At 72.9% G+C, this 16,395-nt stretch carries 14 protein-coding genes and 1 tRNA gene; 6 read left to right on the plus strand and 9 right to left on the minus strand.

Features of this window, described 5'->3' with window-relative positions:
• Positions 1-327 precede the first annotated feature (327 nt).
• Positions 328-966, plus strand: a complete 639-nt coding sequence (locus E2B92_RS26340) for a hypothetical protein (RefSeq protein WP_133087711.1) — start codon at positions 328-330, stop codon at positions 964-966.
• Here the strand turns inward: E2B92_RS26340 and E2B92_RS26345 are convergent.
• Positions 963-1,436 carry a hypothetical protein gene (locus E2B92_RS26345; protein WP_126889598.1) on the minus strand — a complete coding sequence of 158 codons (474 nt, stop codon included), beginning with the start codon at positions 1,434-1,436 and terminating at the stop codon, positions 963-965. The two genes, E2B92_RS26340 and E2B92_RS26345, sit on opposite strands and share 4 nt — an antisense overlap.
• A 20-nt stretch (positions 1,437-1,456) precedes the next feature.
• On the opposite strand from E2B92_RS26345, the gene E2B92_RS26350 reads away from it, so the two are divergent.
• The 3 genes from E2B92_RS26350 to E2B92_RS26360 all read left to right on the plus strand — a co-directional run bounded on the left by E2B92_RS26350 (position 1,457) and on the right by E2B92_RS26360 (position 2,989).
• A complete protein-coding gene (locus E2B92_RS26350) occupies positions 1,457-1,744 on the plus strand; it encodes a hypothetical protein (RefSeq protein ID WP_126889597.1) in 288 nt (95 codons plus the stop codon).
• Between the two features lie 222 nt (positions 1,745-1,966).
• A complete protein-coding gene (locus E2B92_RS26355) occupies positions 1,967-2,491 on the plus strand; it encodes a hypothetical protein (protein ID WP_126889596.1) in 525 nt (174 codons plus the stop codon).
• A gap of 219 nt (positions 2,492-2,710) precedes the next feature.
• Positions 2,711-2,989, plus strand: coding sequence for a chaplin (locus tag E2B92_RS26360; protein ID WP_126888227.1), 279 nt, complete (start codon positions 2,711-2,713; stop codon positions 2,987-2,989).
• 78 nt (positions 2,990-3,067) lie between these two features.
• On the opposite strand, the gene E2B92_RS26365 is transcribed toward E2B92_RS26360, so the two are convergent.
• Both E2B92_RS26365 and E2B92_RS26370 read right to left on the minus strand, forming a co-directional pair.
• A complete protein-coding gene (locus E2B92_RS26365) occupies positions 3,068-3,934 on the minus strand; it encodes a tyrosinase family protein (protein WP_126888226.1) in 867 nt (288 codons plus the stop codon).
• On the minus strand, positions 3,918-4,331 hold the full coding sequence (locus E2B92_RS26370) for a tyrosinase family oxidase copper chaperone (RefSeq protein WP_126888225.1): 414 nt from the start codon (positions 4,329-4,331) through the stop codon (positions 3,918-3,920). The genes E2B92_RS26365 and E2B92_RS26370 overlap by 17 nt, the downstream gene beginning before the upstream one ends.
• Before the next feature lie 177 nt (positions 4,332-4,508).
• Here E2B92_RS26370 and E2B92_RS26375 point away from each other — a divergent pair, with 177 nt between their 5' ends.
• A complete protein-coding gene (locus tag E2B92_RS26375) occupies positions 4,509-5,018 on the plus strand; it encodes a DUF5949 family protein (protein ID WP_126888224.1) in 510 nt (169 codons plus the stop codon).
• Positions 5,019-5,135: 117 nt separating this feature from the next.
• On the plus strand, positions 5,136-5,786 hold the full coding sequence (locus tag E2B92_RS26380; protein WP_126888223.1) for a vitamin K epoxide reductase family protein: 651 nt from the start codon (positions 5,136-5,138) through the stop codon (positions 5,784-5,786).
• Between the two features lie 127 nt (positions 5,787-5,913).
• Here the strand turns inward: E2B92_RS26380 and E2B92_RS26385 are convergent.
• From E2B92_RS26385 to E2B92_RS26410, 6 genes are all read right to left on the minus strand, one after another.
• Positions 5,914-5,987, minus strand: a tRNA-Thr gene (locus tag E2B92_RS26385).
• Positions 5,988-6,064: 77 nt separating this feature from the next.
• A complete protein-coding gene (locus E2B92_RS26390; RefSeq protein ID WP_126888222.1) occupies positions 6,065-7,603 on the minus strand; it encodes an alpha/beta hydrolase in 1,539 nt (512 codons plus the stop codon).
• Positions 7,604-7,656: 53 nt separating this feature from the next.
• A complete protein-coding gene (locus tag E2B92_RS26395) occupies positions 7,657-8,862 on the minus strand; it encodes a DNA polymerase III subunit delta' (RefSeq protein WP_126888221.1) in 1,206 nt (401 codons plus the stop codon).
• A 216-nt stretch (positions 8,863-9,078) separates the two neighbouring features.
• The gene (tmk, locus tag E2B92_RS26400) at positions 9,079-12,333 is read right to left on the minus strand and encodes a dTMP kinase (RefSeq protein WP_126888220.1); all 3,255 of its coding nucleotides are present in this window, start codon (positions 12,331-12,333) and stop codon (positions 9,079-9,081) included.
• Positions 12,334-12,615: 282 nt separating this feature from the next.
• Positions 12,616-15,486 (minus strand): type I DNA topoisomerase, encoded by a 2,871-nt coding sequence (gene topA, locus E2B92_RS26405; protein ID WP_126888219.1) that lies wholly within the window; start codon positions 15,484-15,486, stop codon positions 12,616-12,618.
• A gap of 292 nt (positions 15,487-15,778) precedes the next feature.
• A complete protein-coding gene (locus E2B92_RS26410) occupies positions 15,779-15,976 on the minus strand; it encodes a hypothetical protein (protein WP_126888218.1) in 198 nt (65 codons plus the stop codon).
• Positions 15,977-16,395 lie beyond the last annotated feature (419 nt).

Below are 16,395 nucleotides of genomic sequence, written 5' to 3' on the forward strand. Positions count from 1 at the left end.
ATACGGCGAAGTCGGACGGCGTCGCCGTACGGCGACGCCGTGACGGAGCCGTACACCGCGCGCACAGCCGGCGCGAGGACAGTGCGCCATCCCTTCGGGGGTGGCGCATTTCCCTGTGTACGGACACAGGGCGGAAGCGCGGGCCACTCCATCGGCGGCGCGCGGCCGTCGCACCGGTGGCCGATAGCCGGCCGCGTTACCCGGCAGGTCAGGAGGGCCGGTTCACCCGTCGGGCCCATGCGCGGTTGTCGCGCATGCGTTTGCGGGCCGCAAAGGGCCGACTCACGGTGATGTCACGTTCTCGACGCATCACTGGAAGGACAAGGCATGCGTCTCCTGACACCCCGCCGTGTGGCGGTCACCGCGCTCTGTGCCGCGTTCGCGCTCGGTACGGCGGGACCCGCCCTCGCCCACTCCCCCCACCAGGCCGCCAAGGAACAGGTCAAGGAGCACGTCCGGGCGCCGCAGGACATCGGCGACATCCTCGGCTCGATCGGCGGCGTGCTCGACGCCGTCCTGGGCACCGTATCGGGCTCGAACAGCAGCACCCAGACACTGCCCGCGACGAGCGACATGAACCAGCAGATGAAGGACCTCACGGCCGCCATCGAGGCACTGAGGAAGGCGGCGGCCGAGGCGAACACCACCCCCTCGTCCGCCCCCGTCACCTCCGCCCCCGCGCCCGGTACCGGCATGCCGGCCGACGACCGCGCCCCCATGGACCCGATGGACACCACGGACGCGGACATGGACCAGGCGTTCGCCGCCATGGACAAGGCGATCGACGACCTGGTCGACGCCGCGGCGAAGGGCCAGGCGACCACGTCGGCGACCCAGGTCCAGGCGGCCACCAAGAAGCTCGTCGACACGATCATGCGCGACATCAACCGGATGTCCGGCACGCCCACGACGGGCATGACCACCCTGCCGGCCACCAGCCAGCAGATGCCGGTCACCGGTCTCTAGGTCCAGGGGCCCGCCCCCGACGGCCGTGCCGCCTCAGCCCCCACTGAGCCGACACGGCCGCCGGCCTTTCCCGGCCCGCCGGCCACGCCGGCCCGCTGACCGGCCCCACCGATCCCGTTGATCCTGCCGATCCCTGCGACCCCGCCGATCCCGTCGATCCCGTCGATCCCACCGATCCCTTTGATCCCGCCGATCCCGCCGATGTCGCCGATCCCGTCGATCCCGTCGATCCCGTCGATCCTGTTGATGTCGCCGATCGCGTCGATCTCGTTGATCGCGCCGAGCGCGTCGAACGCGTCGATCTCGTTGATCGGAGAATCAGACCGATTCGTATCGTTCGAGTGCAGTGCCGAGAATTCGCGGCTCGCGGAGTTTCCCCCGCGCGGAGGGCTCGTTACAGAAGACAGAGCGCTGCACAGGTGATCCCAAGTGGCCTGTGATGTGCGTGAGTTGCAGCGAACAGACGCCATTCCAGGAAGGACTCACTCCCATGAAGCCCACCAAGGTTGCCGCGGTCGTCGCCGGTTCCATGATGGCTCTGGGCGCGGCCTCGCCGGCCTTCGCCATCGACCCCACCCTCACCCCGTCCAGCCTCAACGGAGGAGTCGACTCCCTGGGCAAGCGCGGCCTGACCGAGGCCGTCCCCACCGACGCGGTGGGCAAGGTGACCGACGGCAAGGCGGTCGGCAAGGTCAAGGACACCGCCGGTGGCCTGGAGCCCGCGAAGGACACCGCGCAGCCCCTGCTGGGCGGCCTGCCCGCGCTGGGCGGCAAGTAAGCAGGCCTGACGGCCGGGAGAGTGCTCCCTCGTACGTGACGCTGCCGGGGCCGACGGAAACGCTGACGCTTTTCGTCGGCCCTTCGGCATGCCCGCTTCCCAGTAACGGGGAACGAGCCGTTCGGCATTGCTGCATTCAGGCGAATTCTGAGGCGTTTGTCGGCGCGTGCTCGTTCTCTGAGGCAGCACCGTACTCACAAGCCCGGGAAGGCGTACGCAGCAATGAACTCGAAGTCTCAGGCAGGCGTGGGGATCATCGTCACGTGCCTCGCATCGGCGGCGATGGCGTCGCCCGCCGCGGCGGCCGCCACCGTGCCGGTCGCACCGGTGGACGTACCGCTGCACGGTCTCGGAACCGTACTCCCCACCGAGACGCCGACGCTGCGTACCGGCGTCCCCATCCCGCTCCCGGGCGCGCCCATGGGGCTCACCGGGCACGAGCAGGGCCGGTTCCAGCCGCTGACGCTGCCGCAGCTCCCGGTGGCGGCCGGCGTCCCGGAGACGCTGGTCAGCGCACCGCTGCCGGACGTCGTCGAGGGCGAGCCCACGGGCCGGGCACTGCTCGCGGCCCCCGCCTCCGAGGTGCAGGCCACCACGCCCGGCGCGTTCCTCGGCCTGCCGGTCACCCTGCCGCGCGCGGACTCGCTCGGCCTGCCGGGCGCCGAGCTGCCGCAGGCCGGCTTCCTGGCACCGACCGTGTCCGGGGCGCTGGACTCCACGCTCGGGCTGGCGCAGCCGAAGAAGTGAGCCGGGCCGCTCCCGGCGACCCCCGGCCCTCCCTTCGTCCTCACCCTCCCCTCCCCCGCATTCCCCCTCGTCTCGTATGCGGCTACGGCCAAAAGGGCGAACCCAGTGCCACGACCGGCTGTTGGAGTGGCGCGGCCGTTACCCGCTCTGAAATGCGGCGTTGTAGGGGAGTGACGACCGCAGGTCCGCGGTCGGATTTCCACGTACAAGGAGATTTTGATGTCTCGCATCGCGAAGGCTGCCGCCGTCATCGTCGGCACGGGCGCTGTCGCCCTGAGCGGAACCGGCATGGCCGTCGCCGACGCGCGGTCCGACGCCGCTGCCGTCGAGTCCCCCGGTGTCATCTCCGGCAACGCGGTCCAGGTCCCGATCCACATCCCGATCAACCTGTGCGGCAACACCATCGACATCATCGGCCTGCTCAACCCCGCGTTCGGCAACCAGTGCGCGAACGTGGACGGCCACAAGAAGGACCACAAGGGCGGCTACGGTCACTGATCGCCACCGCGCGAGCGGCCCCCCGGCTCACCGGCCGGGGGGCCGCTCCGCGTTCGGCCCGCGTGTCAGGCCCGCGTGTCAGGCGTACCGGTAGACGTGGTCGTGGGTGGCGACATCGGCGGGGGTGACCTGGAACGGCGGCATCGGCTCGTCCCGCGCGACGACCCGGTTGTACTGGGCGGAGCCGCGTGGGGGCGGCGTGGCGGGCAGGTAGCCCGCCCGGGGGTTTTGGCGCTGCCAGCGCGACCAGACCAGGTCGATGAAGGAGTGGTGGAGCCAGAAGACCGGGTCGTTGACGGACGCGCCGCCGAGCATCAGGCCGCCGACCCACCGGTGGACGCGGTTGTGGTTGCGCCAGCGGCCGGTGCCGCTCTCGCGGGTCCAGCCCTCGAGCGCGTTGCGGAAGCCGGTGCGGCTGGTGGAGTCCCAGGGCGCGGAGTCGTAGACGGTCTCGGCGGTCGCCCGGGCGAGCTCCCGCGCGGTGGGCAGGCCGATGGGGTTGGCCGGGTTGCCGAAGTCGCGGGTGAGGAACGGTGATTCGGTGACGCCGGCCGTGATCGGCCAGTTCCCCCCGGCGTACGCGAAGGGCCCCGTCATCACCTGGTGGTCGCCGCGCCGGCCGTTGCCGCCCATGAAGTCCTCGCCCCACAGGGACGCGGCGGGGGTGTTGTCGCGGGTCCAGTCCCAGTAGGGGACGCTCACCGTCGGGTCGACGCTCCTGAGGGCCCGTTCGAACTCCAGCAGGTACTGCCGGTGCCAGGGCAGGAAGGACGGTGCCATGTGGGCGACCCGCAGCTCGTCCTCGCCGTCCGCGCTGTAGTACCGGATGTGCGTGCGGACGAAGTCGTCGTACCTGCCGCTGCGCTTCAGCTCCAGCACGGCGCCGACGAACTTCCTGCGCTCGGCGCCGGTCAGGTCGCGCTGGTTCTTACGGACGTACGCCATGGTGCGCTCCCAGTGCCAGTCGGGCGGAACCCATCTCGTCCACGGCGCCGCGGGCGGCCGCGAGGGGGGTCGGGTACGACGCGTAGTGGTCGACGGGCGTGAGGTAGCCGCCGTCGGCGCACCGCATCAGGTGCAGGGGCCTGCCGTCGACCCGTACGTCGAACCGGGCACCGGGCACCGGCCGGCCCTGGATGCGCCGGCCCCGGTACATCTCGTCGAACCCGCCTCCGGGACCACCGGCCCGGGGCTCACCGGTCCGTCCGGCTCCGGCGCCCGGTGTGGTGGCGACATGGGCGAGCGTCCCGCCGGTGAACGCGGAGACGGCCAGGGCGAACAGCGCCCGCAGGACGGTGCGGCGGCGCGGGAGGAGGCGGGACAGCGGCGGTGTGGCAGTCATCGATCGGCTCCTGCTCGTCGTGTGCTCCCTCCGGGCACAACGACCCCACCCATGAACCGTTCCGGAGGGCTTGACCGCATCCATTACCCGGCCAGGTGAATCCCTGCCCCCGCATATCGGCCGAACGGGTGGCAACGCACCGGAAGCCCCCATATGGCGCCACTACCATCCGGCAGCATGACCTCTTCCACCGCCGTATCGCCGGGGCAGCAGGAATCGCTCCTGGGCACCCTCGTCGTCATCCCCTGGGCCAATGAGCCCGAGTCCGACTCCGACGCGCCCGTGACGCCCTTCCTGATGGTGTACTCCCTCGGGGACGGCCGGGACGGACCCGAGGCGGGCGCGGAGGCGTTGCGTGCCGAACTGGAGAAGGCGGGCCTGTCGATCGGCGACAAGGTCACGGACGTGGCCCGCGAGACCCGTGTCCCGGTCACGCTGCTGGTGGAGGCCGAACAGGCCGTGCTCAACATGCCGTTCATGCGGGTGCAGTGCCCGGTGCCGCCGGAGTGGGAGAAGGCCGCCCACGAGACCGGCAAGGTGTACCTGATCTGCTCGCTGCGCCCATGGCCGGAAGCGGTGCAGGGAAAGCCGGTCGGCGAGGAGCGGTTGCAGGCCTTCCTCGGTGCCGACGACATGATCGCGCAGAGCGCCCACTGCCTGCTTCCGGTGCGCCGGGTGCGTACCTGATCCGGTGAAGCGGCCCCGGTGGCAGGCGCGTTGACCTGCCGCCGGGGCCTTCCCTCTTTCCGGGGAAGAAAACGGGGAAAACCCCGACGAAAGGATTCGGCGTGTAACGTCGCCGCCATGACGATGACGCGCGTGCAGGACGAGGCGTCCCCCGCCCGGACCGAACATCCCGAACCGCCCGGGCACGACACCGCGGTGGGCGCCGGGCGGGCGTTCGCCTGGCTGCTGGTGATCACGGGTGCGGTGGGACTGCTCGCGGCATGGGTGATCACGCTCGACAAGTTCAAGCTGCTCGAGGACCCCGGCTTCACGCCCGGTTGCAGCCTGAACCCCGTGGTGTCGTGCGGCAGCATCATGAAGAGCGAGCAGGCGTCGGTGTTCGGGTTCCCCAACCCGATGCTGGGCCTCGTCACCTACGGCATGGTCATCGCCATCGGCGCGGCCCTCCTCGCGGGCGCCCGCTTCCGCCGCTGGTACTGGCTCGGCCTCAACGCCGGCACCCTCTTCGGCGTCGGCTTCTGCACGTGGCTGATGCACCAGTCGCTGTACGAGATCGGCGCCCTGTGCCTGTGGTGCTGCTCGGCCTGGGCCGCGACGATCGTCATGTTCTGGTACGTGACCTCGCACACGGTCCGCCACGGCCTGCTGCCCGCCCCCCGCGCGGTACGCGGCTTCCTGGACGAGTTCACCTGGGTCCTGCCCACGCTCCACCTCGGCGTCATCGGCATGCTCGTCCTCACCCGCTGGTGGACCTTCTGGACCGCCTGACCCCCCGCCCCTCCCTCCGGCCGCCCGGCTCTCTCGCTGACGGGCGGCCTTCGGCACGGGGCTTCGATTGTTGGTCCGGGGATGCCGAAAGGCCAGATCACGTCTGACGTGACCTGGCCTTTTCCGGAGCCGCCTTCGGGATTCGAACCCGAGACCTACGCATTACGAGTGCGTTGCTCTGGCCAACTGAGCTAAGGCGGCATGCCGTGCGAGTCCCCCTGGGGGGTGCAGCAGCGGGGACCAGTTTACACAGGTCCAGGGGGTGCCTCGCACACGCGTCAGCGGCAGCGCTTTCCGGGTGGGGGGACCGTGCCGTCGAGGAGGTAGGTGTTGATCGCCGTGTCGATGCAGTCGCTGCCGCGGCCGTACGCCGTGTGGCCGTCGCCGTCGTAGGTCAGGAGCGTGCCGGAGGAGAGCTGGGCGGCGAGGGACTTGGCCCACTTGTAGGGGGTGGCCGGGTCGCGGGTGGTGCCGACGACGACGATCGGTGGGGCGCCGTGCGCCTCGATGCGGTGGGCGGTGCCGGTGGCCTTGGTGGGCCAGTAGGCGCAGTTCAGGGACGCCCAGGCCAGGCCGCGGCCGAAGACGGGGGACGCCTTCTCGAAGGACGGGACCGCGGCGGTGACCTGGCCGGGGCCGGTGAAGGCGGGCGGCTGGTCGAGGCAGTTCACGGCGGCGTTGGCGTACATCAGGTTCGAGTACGTGCCGTCGTCCTCGCGCTCGTAGTAGGCGTCGGCCAGGGCCAGCAGGGCGGAGCCCTCGCCGCCCATCGCGCGGGTCAGGGCCTCGCGGAGCTGGGGCCAGGCGGACTCGTCGTACATGGCCGCGATCACGCCCGTGGTGGCCAGCGCCTCGCCCAGCTCGCGGGTCTCGCCGGTGGGCACGGGCCGGTCGTCGAGCTCGGCGAAGAACGCCTTGAGGCGGGCGGCGGCCGCCGCGGGGGACTCGGTGCCCAGGGGGCAGTCGGGCTGCTCGACGCAGTCGGCGGCGAAGGAGCGGAAGGCGGTCTCGAAGCCGGCCGTCTGGTCGCGGTTCAGCTCGGCGGTCGGCAGGGACGGGTCCATCGCCCCGTCCAGCACGAGCCGGCCGGTGCGGGAGGGGAACAGCTCGGCGTACGTCGCGCCGAGGAACGTGCCGTAGGAGGCGCCGACGTAGTTCAGCTTCTTGTCGCCGAGCACCGCGCGGACGATGTCCATGTCGCGGGCGGACTCGACCGTGGAGACGTACGGCAGGATGCGCCCGGAGAGTTTGGCGCAGCCGGCCGCGAAGTTCTTGAAGGAGGCGGTGAGGCGGGCCGTCTCGCCCGGGTCGTCGGGTGTCTGGTCCACCTGCGTGTACGCGTCCATCTGCGGGCCGTCCAGGCACCGGACGGGCTCGCTGCGGGCGACGCCGCGCGGGTCGACGGCGACCACGTCGTAGCGGGCGCGGACGGGGGCGGGGTAGCCGATGCCCGCGTACCCCTGGAGGTAGCCGACCGCCGAGCCGCCCGGGCCGCCCGGGTTGACCAGCAGCGAGCCGAGGCGCCTGCCGGGCCCGGTGGCCTTCACGCGGGACACGGCCAGTTCGATCTTCTCGCCGTGCGGGTCGGCGTAGTCCAGGGGTGCCTTCACCGTGGCGCACTCGAAGCCGGAGGTGCCGCACGCGCGCCAGGCCGGCCGTTGGCCGTAGTACTCCTTGAGCTGCTCGGCCGAGGCGGCGGAGGCCGGGGCCGGGGCGGAGGCGGCCGGTGTCGTGCCCCCTTCCGTGCAGCCGGCCATCAGCAGGCCGACGAGAGAGAGGGTGACGGCGGACGTACGGAGCAGACGGCTGGAGTCCATCCTCGGAGCGTAGCCGGATGCTCACGCGGTGTGCCCGCGACTACCCGTACGTGTTACCCGTCGCGGAGCGCCATGGTCATGGCCTCGACCGCGAGCAGCGGTGCCACATTGCGGTCCATCGCCTCGCGGCAGGCGAGGACCGCCTCGATGCGGCGCAGGGTCCGCTCGGCGGTCGACTCGCGGGCCACCCGGTCCAGCGCGTCGCGCACGTCCTCGTTGGCCAGGGCCGTGCGCGAGCCGAGCTGGATGGCGAGGACGTCGCGGTAGAAGCTCGTCAGTTCGCCGAGGGCCAGGTCCAGGCTGTCCCGCTGCGTACGCGTCCTGCGGCGCTTCTGCTTGTCCTCCAGCTCCTTCATCGCCCCGGCCGTGCCGCGCGGCATCCTGCCTCCGGGGGCGGCCCCGAGCGCCGCCTTCAGCTCCTCGGTCTCCTTGACATCGGTGCCCTCGGCGACCTCCTTGGCGTCCTCGGCCGCCGCGTCGATCAGCTCCTGGGCCGCCTTGAGGCAGCCGCCGACGTCGTCCACCCGCAGCGGCACCTTGAGGACCGTCGCCCGCCGGGTGCGGGCGCGCTGGTCGGTGGCGAGGCGGCGCGCGTGGTCGATGTGGCCCTGGGTGGCGCGGGCGGCGGCGTGCGCGGCCTCCGGCTCGATGCCGTCGCGCCGGATCAGGACGTCGGCGACGGCCTCGACCGGCGGTGTGCGCAGCGTGAGGTGGCGGCAGCGGGAGCGGATGGTGGGCAGCACGTCTTCGATGGACGGCGCGCACAGCAGCCACACCGTGCGGGGGGCGGGCTCTTCCACCGCCTTGAGGACCGCGTTGGCGGACTTCTCGTTCAGCCGCTCGGCGTCCTCGACGAGGATCACCTGCCAGCGGCCGTTCGCGGGCGACGTGAACGACTTGCGGACGGTGTCCCGCATGTCGTCGACCAGGATCTGCGTGCCCACGGCGGCGACCGTCGACACGTCGGCGTGCGTGCCGATCAGCGCCGTGTGGCAGCCGTCGCAGAACCCGCAGCCGGGCTCCCCGCCCAGCGCCCGGTCGGGGCTGACGCACTGGAGCGCGGCGGCGAACGCCCGGGCGGCGGTGGTCCGCCCGGAGCCGGGCGGACCGGTGAACAGCCACGCGTGCGTCATCTTCGACGCCTCGGGCGGTGCGGTGCCGCTCGCGTCGGCGGTGACGAGCGCGTCGGCGTCACGGGCGGCGGCGCTGAGCTGCTCCCGCAGCCGGTCCTGACCGACCAGGTCGTCCCATACGGGCATGGGTCACCGCCCTCCTCATGCGTGGCTTCGCGGGTCGCGTGGCTTCGCGGGTTTGCGTGGGTTCCGGGGTCACGCGGGTTCTCTGGTTGCGCGGCTTCGGGGTGTGTGGCTCTCCGAGGTCGCGTGGCTTCACGGGTTGCCTGGTTCGCGTGGCTTTTCGTGCTTCCCATTGTGGGGCAGGGGTCTGACAACGGGCGGCCAGCGGCCGTCGCCCCGTCAGCGGCGGCGGTCGCCCCCGTTCCCGTACTCCTCGTCGTCGTGGGGGCCGAGCAGCTCGTCCGCGAGCGTCGGCAGGTCGTCCAGCGGCGTCTCCTCCGCCCAGTCCGAGCGCCGTCGCGGCCTGCCCTGCTCGTCGACCTGCGGCAGCTCCCGGGTGCGCTCGACGCCTGCCCGTCCGGGCTCCTCGTCACGGAAGAAGCCCGGCGGTACGCGGTCGGCCGGCCCGGCCTCGGGCCGTACGGGCGGCAGAACGGCGGTCTCGTCGGCGGCCGGTCCCGCGTCCGGCCCCGCGCCCCGGACGGGCGGGAGGACCGCCGTCTCCTCCGCGTCGGCGGGGCGAGGGGCCCCCGCGGTGGAACGGGGAACACCGGCGGCGGGCCGGGCGGTGTTGGAGGGACGGGCCGCCCCGGCAGCCGGGCCGGGGGTGCCGGCGGCGTCGGCGGGTTCGGTGTCGCGCACCGGGCGCAGGACGGTCGTCTCGTCGTCGGCCGGGCCGGGGTCGCGTACGGGCGGCAGGAGAGCCGTCTCGTCGTCGTCCTTGCGCATGTTCACGCGCGGGACGGGGACCTCCTGGGTCTCCTGGTCCGGGTTCACGACCGGCGTCGGCACCGTGATCTCGTTGGCGGACGGCGGCACCGCCTCGGCCGCCGAGGCCGCCGCCGACGCGGCGGCCGCGGCCTCCGCACGCTGCCGCGCCTCCTCGGCGCGCAGCAGTGCCTCCTCGGCCTTGCGCTGCTTCTCCAGGCGCCGGGCCTCGGCCTCGGCACGCAGCCGCTCCTGCTCCTCCTTGAGCTTGCGGAGCCGCTCCTGCTCCTCGCGGCGGGCCTTCTCCTCGGCCTCGCGCCGCCGCCGCTCCTCCTCGGCGAGCCTGCGCGCCTCCTCCGCCCGCCGCCTGGCCTCCTCGGCCTGCCGCTCGGCCTCGCGCTGCCGCGCCTCTTCCTCCTCGCGGCGCTTGCGCTCCTCCTCCTCGGCGCGCAGCCTGGCGAGCATCTCCTGGCGCTCACGCTCCAAGCGCTCCTCCTCGGCCTTGCGCGCCGCTTCTTCCTCCGCCTTGCGCCGGGCCTCCTCCTCGGCCTTCCGGCGCGCCTCCTCCATGGCCTTCACCTCGGCCTTTGAGAGCGGCAGCACCTGGTCGAGCCGGTGGCGGATCACCGTGGTGACCGCCTCCGGTTCCTGCCCCGCGTCGACCACCAGGTAGCGCCCGGCGTCCGCCGCCGCCAGGGCGAGGAAGCCCGCCCGTACGCGCCGGTGGAACTCCGCCGGCTCCGACTCCAGCCGGTCCGGCGCCTCCGTGAACCGCTCCCGCGCGGTCTCGGGCGACACGTCCAGGAGGACGGTCAGGTGGGGGACGAGTCCGCCGGTCGCCCAGCGGTTGATGCGGGCGATCTCGGTCGGCGACAGGTCCCGGCCCGCGCCCTGGTAGGCGACGGACGAGTCGATGTACCGGTCGGAGATGACGACGGCGCCCCGCTCCAGGGCCGGGCGGACCAGCGAGTCGACGTGCTCGGCGCGGTCGGCCGCGTACAGCAGTGCCTCCGCGCGGTTGGAGAGGCCGGCGCTGGAGACGTCCAGGAGGATCGAGCGCAGCCGCTTGCCGATCGGCGTCGCGCCCGGCTCGCGCGTGACGACCACCTCGTGGCCCTTGGCCCGGATCCACTCGGCCAGGGCCTCCACCTGCGTGGACTTGCCCGCCCCGTCGCCGCCCTCGAGGGCGATGAAGAACCCGGTCCCGGACGGCGCCTGCGCCGGGTCCCCGCCGCGCAGCGCGTCGCGCAGGTCGCGGCGCAGCGGCACCCCGGAACGGTCGTCCGTCTTGGCCAGCACCAGCGCCGCCACGGGCAGCAGCAGGGCGCCGACCAGCATCAGCGTGAAGGCGGCGCCGCCGTGCGCGAAGACGAAGTCGCCGCCGGCCAGCCGGTGCGGGCCGATGGCGGCCGCCAGCAGCGGCGCGGCGAGCGCGCCGAGGGCGATGGACACCCGTACGACGGCGTGGAGGTGCTCGGTCAGCCGGGGCCGCCGGTACTCCTCCGTCTCCTGGTCGAGCAGGGCGTGCCCGGTGTTGGCGGCGACACCGGCCGCGAAGCCCGCGCCGACCGCGATGAACAGGACGGTCGCCGTGTCGGGCACCAGGCCCAGGGCGAGCAGCGCGACGCCCAGGACGGCCGTCGCGAGCGCCAGCAGGCGGCGCCGGGAGAGGGCGGGCAGCACGGAGGGCGCGAGGCGGATGCCCACGCCCGTGCCGCCGGTCAGCGCCAGCACCAGGAGCGCGAACGCGACCGGGCCCCCGCCCAGGTCACTGGCGTGCAGGGCGGCGACCGCGGCGGCGGAGGCGACGGCTCCGGCGACCGCGGCGCAGGCGAGCACGAGCAGCGGTATGGCACCCGTGCGCCCCTTGTCGACGCCGTTGCCCGTCGACGGGCGGCGCAACCCCTCCAGCGGGGAGCGGGGGCGCGGGGTCTGGGTGTCGGGCAGCTCCAGGAAGTACAGGACGGAGACGGACGCGGCGAACAGCCCGGCCGCCACGTACGAGCCGAGGGCCGCCTGGTGGCCGGAGAACCAGTCGATGCCCGTCCCCAGGACGTTGCCGATGAGCGTGGCGATCAGGAGGGCGGCAGCGGCGCCGGGGATGGCGGCGAAGCCCGTGCGCAGCGACAGGCGCCGCAGCGCGTCCATGTGGTCCGGCAGCGGCCGGACGGCGGCGCCCTCCAGGGGCGGGGCGGGCAGCAGCGCGGGCGCCGCGCCCTCCTTGGCGACGGTCCAGAAGCGCTCGGCGACCCCGGCCACGAAGACGGTGCCGAGCAGGAACGCGACGGCCTGGTCGGGCGTCCAGTCGATCCACAGTGGCGCGACGACCAGCAGCGCGACCCGCACGCCGTCGGCACCGACCATGGTCCAGCGCCGGTCCAGGGGGCCCTTCGGCGCGGTGAGCGTGGTCAGCGGGCCGAGCAGGACGGCGCCGAACAGGAGCGTGGACAGGACGCGCGCCCCGAAAACGGCGGCGACCGCGAAGGCCGCGCCCCGGTACCCGCCTCCGAAGGCTCCTTCCACCACCGCCGCCTGCAGGGCCAGCAGCACCAGGACGAGCAGGGCGAGGGCATCGCCGATGCCGCCGACGAGCTGCGCGCTCCACAGCCGCCTCAGCGGCGGGGTGCGCAACAGGGCCCGTACGGCGCGCTCGCGGGAGTCTGCGGCAAGTGCGGCGTCGGAGTCTGAGGTGGGGCTCAAGACCGTTGGCTGCTCGGCTCGCGTCATCCCATCAGCCTATCCGGACCGACCGACACCCAGTCGTCCCCGCCCGAACAAACGGCTGACCAGCAGAATGTCCCCGGGGAAAGCCCCGGGGACATCCTGATGTCACTCATCCTCCGACCGTGCCGACGGCCGGCCGGCCGGTCGCCCGACCTGCCGTCAGTCGGCCGGTCGGTCTCCCCTGCCGTGAGTCGGTCGGTCGCCCGACCTGCCGTCGCGCACCTGTGCCGTCGGCCGGTGCCGCCGGCCGACGGGCGCGGGCGCCGTCGGCCGGGGGCTCGGGCGTCAGTCCTCCGACGGGCCCGACGCCGTCTTGGAAGCCGTGGCCTTGGCCGCGGTCTTCTTCGCCGTCGTCGTCTTGGCCGCCGTCTTCTTCGCCGTGGTGGTCTTCTTCGCGGCCGTCTTCTTCGCCGTCGTCGTCTTCTTCGCGGCGGTCTTCTTGGCCGGCGCCTTCTTGGCCGCCGTCTTCTTGGCGGTCTTCTTCGCCGGGCCCTTCGCCCGCTTCTCGGCGAGCAGCTCGTACCCGCGTTCCGGCGTGATCGTCTCCACGCTGTCGCCGGTCCGCAGCGTGGCGTTCGTCTCGCCGTCCGTGACGTACGGGCCGAAGCGGCCGTCCCTGACGACCACCGGGCGCTCGCTCACCGGGTCGGTGCCCAGCTCCTTGAGCGGGGGCTTGGCGGCGGCGCGGCCACGCTGCTTCGGCTGGGCGTAGATCGCCAGGGCCTCGTCCAGCGTGATGGTGAAGAGCTGCTCCTCGTTCTCCAGCGACCGCGAGTCCGTGCCCTTCTTGAGGTACGGGCCGTAGCGGCCGTTCTGGGCGGTGATCTCGACACCCTCGGCGTCGGCGCCGACCACGCGCGGCAGCGACATCAGGCGCAGCGCGTCCTCCAGGGTCACCGTGTCCAGGGACATCGACTTGAAGAGGGAGGCCGTGCGCGGCTTCACCGCGTTCTTGCCGGTCTTGGGGGTGCCCTCGGGGAGGATCTCCGTGACGTACGGGCCGTAGCGGCCGTCCTTGGCGACGATCTGGTGGCCGGTCGCCGGGTCCGTACCCAGCTCGAAGTCGCCGCTCGGCTTGGCCAGCAGCTCCTCCGCCAGCTCGACCGACAGCTCGTCGGGCGCGAGGTCCTCGGGCACGTCGGCGCGCTGGTGGCCCTCCGCGTCCTTCTCGCCGCGCTCGATGTACGGGCCGTAGCGGCCGACGCGCAGCACGATGCCGTTGCCGACGGGGAAGGAGGAGATCTCGCGGGCGTCGATCGCGCCCAGGTCGGTGACCAGCTCCTTCAGGCCGCCGAGGTGGTCGCCGTCGCCGTTGCCGGCCTCGGCGGCGCCGCCCGTGGCGCCGGTCGCGTCGCCCTCGCCGAAGTAGAAGCGCTTCAGCCACGGCACGGCCTGAGCCTCACCGCGCGCGATGCGGTCGAGGTCGTCCTCCATCTTCGCGGTGAAGTCGTAGTCGACGAGCCGGCCGAAGTGCTTCTCCAGCAGGTTGACGACGGCGAAGGAGAGGAAGGACGGGACGAGGGCCGTGCCCTTCTTGAAGACGTAGCCGCGGTCCAGGATCGTGCCGATGATCGACGCGTACGTCGACGGGCGGCCGATCTCGCGCTCTTCCAGCTCCTTGACCAGCGACGCCTCGGTGTACCGGGCCGGCGGCTTGGTGGCGTGGCCGTCCGCCGTGATCTCCTCGGCGGTCAGCGCGTCGCCCTGGGCGACCTGCGGCAGCCGGCGCTCGCGGTCGTCGAGCTCGGCGTTCGGGTCGTCGGCGCCTTCCACGTAGGCCTTCATGAAGCCGTGGAAGGTGATCGTCTTGCCGGACGCGGAGAACTCGGCGTCGCGGCCGTCGCTCGAGCGGCCGCCGATCTTGACGGTGACCGAGTTTCCGACGGCGTCCTTCATCTGGGAGGCGACGGTCCGCTTCCAGATCAGCTCGTACAGCTTGAACTGGTCGCCGGTCAGTCCCGTCTCCGCGGGGGTGCGGAAACGATCACCCGAGGGACGGATCGCCTCGTGCGCCTCCTGGGCGTTCTTGACCTTGCCGGCGTACACGCGGGGCGAGTCGGGCAGGTAGTCGGCGCCGTAGAGCTGCGTGACCTGGGCCCGGGCCGCCGCGACGGCGGTGTCGGACAGGATGGTCGAGTCCGTACGCATGTACGTGATGAAGCCGTTCTCGTACAGCTTCTGCGCGACCTGCATGGTCGCCTTGGCACCGAAGCCGAGCTTGCGGCTGGCCTCCTGCTGGAGGGTGGTGGTGCGGAAGGGCGCGTACGGGGAGCGGCGGTACGGCTTCGACTCGACGGACCGGACGCTGAACGCGGTGCCGGCGAGCGCGGCGGCCAGGGCGCGGGCGTTCGCCTCGTCCAGGTGCAGCACCTGGCCGGAGGACGCCTTGAGCCGACCGTCCGGGCCGAAGTCACGGCCCTGGGCGACGCGGCGGCCGTCGACCGTGGCCAGGCGGGCGATCAGGTTCGACGGGTCGGAGGCGTCACCGGTGCGGCCGGTGGCGAACGTGCCGGTCAGGTCCCAGTACTCGGCGGAGCGGAACGCGATGCGCTCGCGCTCCCGCTCGACGACGAGGCGGGTGGCGACGGACTGCACGCGGCCGGCGGACAGCCGGGGCATGACCTTCTTCCACAGGACCGGCGAGACCTCGTAGCCGTAGAGGCGGTCGAGGATGCGGCGGGTCTCCTGGGCGTCGACCATGCGCTTGTTCAGCTCGCGCGGGTTGGCGACGGCGGCCTGGATGGCGTCCTTGGTGATCTCGTGGAACACCATGCGGTGGACCGGGACCTTGGGCTTGAGGACTTCCAGCAGGTGCCAGGCGATGGCCTCGCCCTCGCGGTCCTCATCGGTGGCGAGGAAGAGCTCGTCGGACTCGGCGAGCTGCTCCTTCAGCTTCCTGACCTGGGCCTTCTTGTCGGCGTTGACCACATAGATGGGCTGGAAGTCATGCTCGACGTCCACCCCGAGGCGGCGCACCTCGCCGGTGTACTTCTCCGGCACCTCGGCGGCGCCGTTGGGGAGGTCGCGGATGTGCCCGACGCTCGCCTCGACGACGTAGCCGGGGCCGAGGTAGCCCTTGATCGTCTTCGCCTTGGCAGGCGACTCGACGATGACGAGTCGGCGGCCGCCCTGTGCGGTCTCGCTGGTCGGGGACAACTTCGCTCTTCTCTCCGGTCGACGCTCGGTGGCGCGTGCCGCGCGGTGTGGTCGCACCGCGTGCACTCCTTGCGCACTGCGGCACCGCGCACTGCCGTGACGCTGTGACGCCGTGCTCTGACGCTGCTGACGCTGCTGTCGCTGCGGAGTGTGACGGTACAACCCGCCCCCGTGTCAAACGGCAAAAGACCGCAACGGCCACTCGAACGGTAACCCGAGTCCGGGCATTCCTGCCGCCCGGACTCCCCTCAGAACCCGGAGCCCCCCATTCCGACGCGTCCCCGGGCGCGGTTCAGACGCGGCCGAAGCACCACACCCCGAGGATCACGAAAGCCGCTCCGAGCGAGGTCGCGAACGTGATCGCCGCCGCCGGGCTCACTCCGAGCGCCACCGGCGCCCGGTGCAGCACACGTGTCCCGGTCCACAGCAGCAGTCCCGCCCCGAACAGCGTGAACGCCGCGCCGGCGAAGATGGCCGGTCCGCTCTCCATGCCCGTACCCCGTTCCTCGGTGGTTCTCTGGGTTGCCCCGAGGGCGAGGCTGACACCTCTGGGAGTCGTGAGCGCGAATTGCGGGTGAACGGCGCGGGGGGCGGCAGGTGGGTTCACCCGGGGGGCGGCAGGGGGCGGGGGTGAGGGCCCCGGGGGCGGGGGGGGAGGGCCCTGGGGCGGGTGCGGGGGGGCGGGCGGGCGCGGGGCGGGGGGGCGGGGGGGGGGCCGCGCGGTGGGCCCGCGGGGCGGGTGGCCCGCGGGCCCGCCCGGCGCCCCGGGGGGCGCGGGCGGGGGCCCCGCGGCGGGGGCGCGGGGGGGGCCCCCCCCCCGCCGCTGGGGCGCCGAGCCGGGGCGGGGCCGCCACTGGCACTCCATGCTGCAGGTGGAGCCGGGGCCGGAGGGCACCCTGCGGACCAGCT

It is taken from the genome of Streptomyces sp. WAC05374 (genome assembly GCF_004353505.1).
GTDB lineage: Bacteria > Actinomycetota > Actinomycetes > Streptomycetales > Streptomycetaceae > Streptomyces.